Below are 5,025 nucleotides of genomic sequence, written 5' to 3'. Positions count from 1 at the left end.
ATGCGTTTGCCCGGCAAATGCGGCTCCATCCGATCCCACTGGTGATCTTTCAACATCAGACGAACTCCGCTCACCCAAGCCTCCGCGCCCAAAAGGAGCTTGAATCAGATTTGCGAGTCCGTCGAAAGCCTGAATGTCAACGCGCTCTAGGAGCCGGAAAGACGAAGTGAGTCGTTCAAAGCCTGCCCTCCGTCCACTCCCAGCTCATTCGTTGTGCTGTCACGGAACGGCCCGTAATGAGGCCAGAAAGTTCTGGTCTCGCACCGTAAGGAGGTCTTCACCTGGCAAGCCTGAACTTCCCAAACTACCGAGCCTTGTGAAAACGCTGACGGGCTGCTCATTTGAGTTATTTTATATCTCGCAAGGCCTGTTTGACTGCGGAATCTCCGGTATCGAGGTGTGAACTTGTACAAATAGTTCGCTGCGGCGAGTCTGGTTTGAGTTTACGCACGGGCTCGACCCAGAGCGGGAGTTCGGCGCCCGCCCGGCCAATGGCTGCTGCAGGTGGAAAGCGGATCTACGAGACGGACGGGGCGGTTAGGGCTTCCATGTGCTGAAGCTATTTATAGCATTCGGGCTGAACACGTGTTCGGTGTTATACACCATCAGTGACCAGAACCCTCTGATTGGCAGAAACTGTCCTTTCGGAAACGTGACTTGGTAGGCCCATTGCCGACAAGCTGATGCGCCTTCAAGTCGGCGTAGAAGTACATCGGCTCGTTACGCTTGTTGTCATTGGGTCGGCCTTCACGGCGCCTGTGCGGTGACCGCCAACCTCGATGCATAATCAGGGCTTGCCAGCGTCGCTTGCGAATTTCGAAAACCGCTCGGTCTCAATCCATCGGTTATCTCTTGCTGAGACCGCGGTCCAGCGTACGAGCCGTGGTGGTGCGTAATCACAAATAGGGAGGCACTACGATGACGATGAGGCCTGATCCGACTTTCTACGCGTCGCCGAAGCTTGCGATGGAAGCTGCACCGGAGAACTTTGCCTATACTTTGCTGCTCAGCCCGGACTTCTCACAGCCCGACGCGCTCGCCGTGATTGACGTGAAGCCCGGCTCGCCAACCTTCAGTCAAGTCGTCCACACGGTGACGATGCCCCACAAGGGGGATGAATTCCACCATTTTGGCTGGAACGCCTGTTCGTCGGCCTTGTCGCCGCTCACCGGCCACGCGTTCGTCGAGCGGCGCAATCTGATCATCCCCGGGATCCGCTCCTCGCGCATTTATATCGTCGATACGAAGCCCGATCCGACCAAGGCGAAGATTCATAAGATCATCGAGCCCGAGGAAGTCATGAAAAAGACAGGCTACTCGCGGCCTCACACGGTCCACTGCGGGCCGGAAGGCATCTACGTCAGCACCCTCGGCGGCGGCGGCAAGGACGGCACCGATGGACCGCCTGGCATCTTCATCATGGACTGCGAGACGTTTGACATTCTCGGACGCTGGGAGATCGATCGCGGACCCCAGAACCTGCACTATGACTTCTGGTGGAACCTGCCGCGCGACTACATGGTGACGAGCGAGTGGGGGCTGCCGCCGCAGTTCGAAAACGGGGTCGTGGCAGAGGATCTGCTCTCGAACAAGTATGGCCATCAGATCCACTTCTGGGATCTCCGGGCACGGCGCAACGTCCAGACGATCGATCTTGGCGCCAACCACCAGATGGCGCTTGAGGTGCGGCCGGCGCACGATCCGGTCCGCGAGTACGGCTTCCTGGGCGTCGTGGTTGACAGCACGAACCTCGAGGGCTCGATCTGGACTTGGTGGCGCGAAGGTGGACAGTTCCACATCGAGAAAACGGCCACGATCCCGCCCGAGGCAGCGCCCAAGGACCAGTTGCCGCCCCTCCTCCAGGGGTTTGGCGCAGTGCCGCCACTGGTGACCGACATCGACCTCTCCATGGATGACCGGTTCCTGTACGTCTCCTGCTGGGGGACCGGCGAAATGCGTCAGTACGACGTCACCGATCCAAGGAAGCCGAAGCTTGCGGGCTCGGTCCGCGTCGGCGGCATCGCCCGCCGCACGCCCCACCCGAGCGGCAAGGCGTATGCAGGGGGTCCGCAGATGGTCGAGATCAGCCGCGACGGCAAGCGTGTCTACTGGACCAACTCGCTCTACTCGACGTGGGACAACCAATTCTATCCTGACGGCGTGCCGGGCGCCCAGGTCATGGCCAATGCGAGCCCGAGCGGCGGTCTCGCGCTGGCAAAGGACTACTGGGTGAGCTTCCCCGACGGATATCGGGCGCATCAGATCCGGCTCGAGGGCGGCGACTGCTCCACGGACTCGTTCTGCTATCCGTCGGTTTGAATTTGACCGGAGTTGATTGGACCCCTATCGGGCTGTGGCTGGCTGTCGTCGTGAGCGGCGTCTATCACGGGGCGAACCCGGGGATGGGGTGGCCGCTCGCCGTTTCGGCTGGGCTGATGGAAAGGAGTTCGCGAGCCCTCGTCGCGGCGCTTGGGCCACTAATGGTCGGCCATCTGCTAGCGATGCTCGTGGTGATCCTTCCTTTTTCGCTGCTGGTCGCCCTCGTCGAATGGCAAAGACAGGTCCAGATCGGCGCCAGCCTCCTGGTCATCGGGTTTGGTGTCTTCCGGTTTGTCACCCGTCGCCATCCGCGGGCGCTGGCTCGGATACGACCGACGCAACTGGGGCTCTGGTCCTTCGCCGTGGCGGTCGCTCATGGCGCGGGATTGATGCTCGTGCCGGTCTATCTCGGGCTCTGCCGAGCCGCCGACCTCGACAGGAGTCATGAGGCGGCAGGCGCCCTCATCAACGCCAATCTCGGCATCGCCCTCCTGGTCTCCGTCGTCCACTCTGTCGCGATGATCGTCGCCGGCGGATTCTCCGCGTGGTTGGTCTACCGCTACCTGGGGCTCAAATTCGTGTCGCGGAGTTGGTTTAATCTTGATGCGACTTGGGCCGTTAGCCTCGTCTTGGTGGGTGTTGTCTCCCTCGCATTCAGCCTTACGGACCGGCAATGAGCCGCATCGGAGAATCATGGTGGTGAGGTTCTATTGGCATCGTCACACATTGACGAACAAGATGCGGAGCGACGCAACTTGAATCGACCGCTTCCCATCACTCATCGGCGACCATCTGGCTGGCGACGTCCATGACCGGATTGGGTCAAGACGGGCCGAATGCCAACTTCGGGCAAATGGCCGGTGAGACCGCGAGTGGTTGCCCGACCGCCGGCCTGCATCGGGTCGAGAGATGCTGTTCGATCGCCGTCACTGGAATGGCCGCTTCTGGCACCTTCCCGAAGTAGGGGGCAGCGCAAGATCTGTGCCCAATTATACGGTTAGCTAGAACGGAACAGAAACCATCCCGAGATGGGCTTGCGGACTGACCCTGAATGTGAAGCCAGATGCTACTCGCATCGATCTGGTACCCATTTGAAAGTATTGCACTAACCTCTTCGTCAAACCTATGTGGGCACCGCTGCTCTCTCACGGGCGTAACTTCGCAGAGTAGTAACCTTCTCCATCTGCTGGTTCGCCTTGGAATGATGGCTCAGAAACTTGGATTCGGGGCGCATGCGGCCGTCACGGAGATCTCTCGGTTAACTCAGGAGCCTGCGTTCTTGCTACGTACTTCGTTGCCGTACAATCAGGCACAGATCTTGCGCTGATCCCATCAGAGGACGGAGTTCCGCTTCGCGCCCTCGGCTGGGATCGAGTTGGGCACCAGCCATATCTCAGTTGTCGACCGGGACGGCAACGCGTTGGCGATGACCACCACGATCGAGGACGGCTTCGGCGCCCGGATCATGACGCGGAGTGGGTTTCTGCTCAACAACGAGCTCACCGACTTCAACTTCGCCCCAATGGAGGAGTGCAAGCCGGTGGCGAACCGGGTGGAGGCGGGCAAGCGTCCCCGCAGCTCCATGGCGCCGACGCTGGTGTTTGACGCCGACAACAAGCTCTACGCGGTCGTCGGTGCGCCCGGCGGGAGCCAGATCATCACCTACGTGACCAAGACGCTTGTTGGCATCCTGGATTGGAAACTCGACCCGCAGGTGGCCGTTGATCTGCCGAACTTCGGCAGCCGCAACGGCCCAACCGAGATCGAGGCCGGCACCGAGGCCGAGACCTGGAAGTCGGCCCTTGAGGCCATGAGACACCAGGTGCGATCGATCGAGATGAACTCCGGCATTCAGGCCATTGTTGTCGGCCCGAATAGCCTTACGGGAGGCGCTGACAGCCGCCGCGAGGGCGTCGCGATCGGCAACTGATTGAGCGCGACAGTCGTGCGGTGAAGGCCCTTCCGAGGAGTGGGACTCAGGAGTATCCTTCGAGCATTCCGCCACGGGAGGTTCCCAATCGTCGGAAAGCTGGCCGCGTTGCCGCCTTTCAGCCAGCCATTCCCTGTATAGCCCGCTCTCCGTCTTGCGTCAGACGAGTCCAGTCACGTTCGGTGCGTCGCGATATCCCGACTACTCCAGCAAGAGAGCTCACATGCCTATGTTGGTTCCGATCTTTGGCACTGTGACCGCGATCCTTGTGCCGGTTTGGGGTGCAGCCTCTGAGCCACGCGTCGCAGTGGATGCGAACCTCGTCACGGCGCTCGACACCTCAGCCTCGGTAGGGCGCTACGAGGAGTGGCTGGAGCGAGAAGGAGTGGCCCGAGCCGTTGTTCACCCTGGCTTCCTTGAGGCAGTCAGGAGCGGCTATCACAGACGGATTGGCTTTGCTGTCTTCACGTGGTCGAGCCATGGTCACACGAAGATCCTTGTTCCCTGGACCACAATAGCCACTCCCGAGGATGCCACACGGGTGTCGCAGCATCTCCTCTCGATCAATCTCATCGGTATCCATCCGAGCGGGGCCGCGGGATTTTGGGTGCCGCGCGTGGTAACGTCGGTTCATGGAGATCGATGAGGACAAGATCGACGATGCCGTTTTGGCGCTGTTATGGCTGACGCTGCATAACGAGCGTTGTGCCTGGAAGGGCTTCGACTGGGCAACGACGGATCGGCTTCACAAGAAGGGCTTGATCGGCGACCCAGTC

Annotated in this window: 5 protein-coding genes; all 5 read left to right on the top strand. The window is 60.5% G+C overall.

Going from position 1 to position 5,025, the window contains the following annotated elements; translation table 11 throughout:
* Positions 1 to 918: 918 nt before the first annotated feature.
* A complete protein-coding gene (locus FS320_RS37675; RefSeq protein WP_152717404.1) occupies positions 919 to 2,319 on the top strand; it encodes a selenium-binding protein SBP56-related protein in 1,401 nt (466 codons plus the stop codon).
* An 83-nt stretch (positions 2,320 to 2,402) separates the two neighbouring features.
* On the top strand, positions 2,403 to 2,996 hold the full coding sequence (locus FS320_RS37670; RefSeq protein ID WP_420846828.1) for a hypothetical protein: 594 nt from the start codon (positions 2,403 to 2,405) through the stop codon (positions 2,994 to 2,996).
* A 698-nt stretch (positions 2,997 to 3,694) separates the two neighbouring features.
* Entirely contained in the window at positions 3,695 to 4,249 is a 555-nt protein-coding gene (locus FS320_RS37665) for a gamma-glutamyltransferase (RefSeq protein ID WP_152717402.1), read from the top strand.
* Between the two features lie 223 nt (positions 4,250 to 4,472).
* Positions 4,473 to 4,895, top strand: a complete 423-nt coding sequence (locus FS320_RS37660; protein ID WP_152717401.1) for a DUF1194 domain-containing protein — start codon at positions 4,473 to 4,475, stop codon at positions 4,893 to 4,895.
* A partial coding sequence (locus FS320_RS48990) for a DUF6429 family protein (protein WP_244626992.1) occupies positions 4,882 to 5,025 on the top strand: 144 nt, incomplete at its 3' end. The genes FS320_RS37660 and FS320_RS48990, both read left to right, overlap by 14 nt.

Source organism: Microvirga tunisiensis (assembly GCF_009296175.1).
Taxonomy (GTDB): Bacteria; Pseudomonadota; Alphaproteobacteria; order Rhizobiales; family Beijerinckiaceae; genus Microvirga; species Microvirga tunisiensis.
This window is presented reverse-complemented; position numbering and strand designations above follow the sequence as displayed.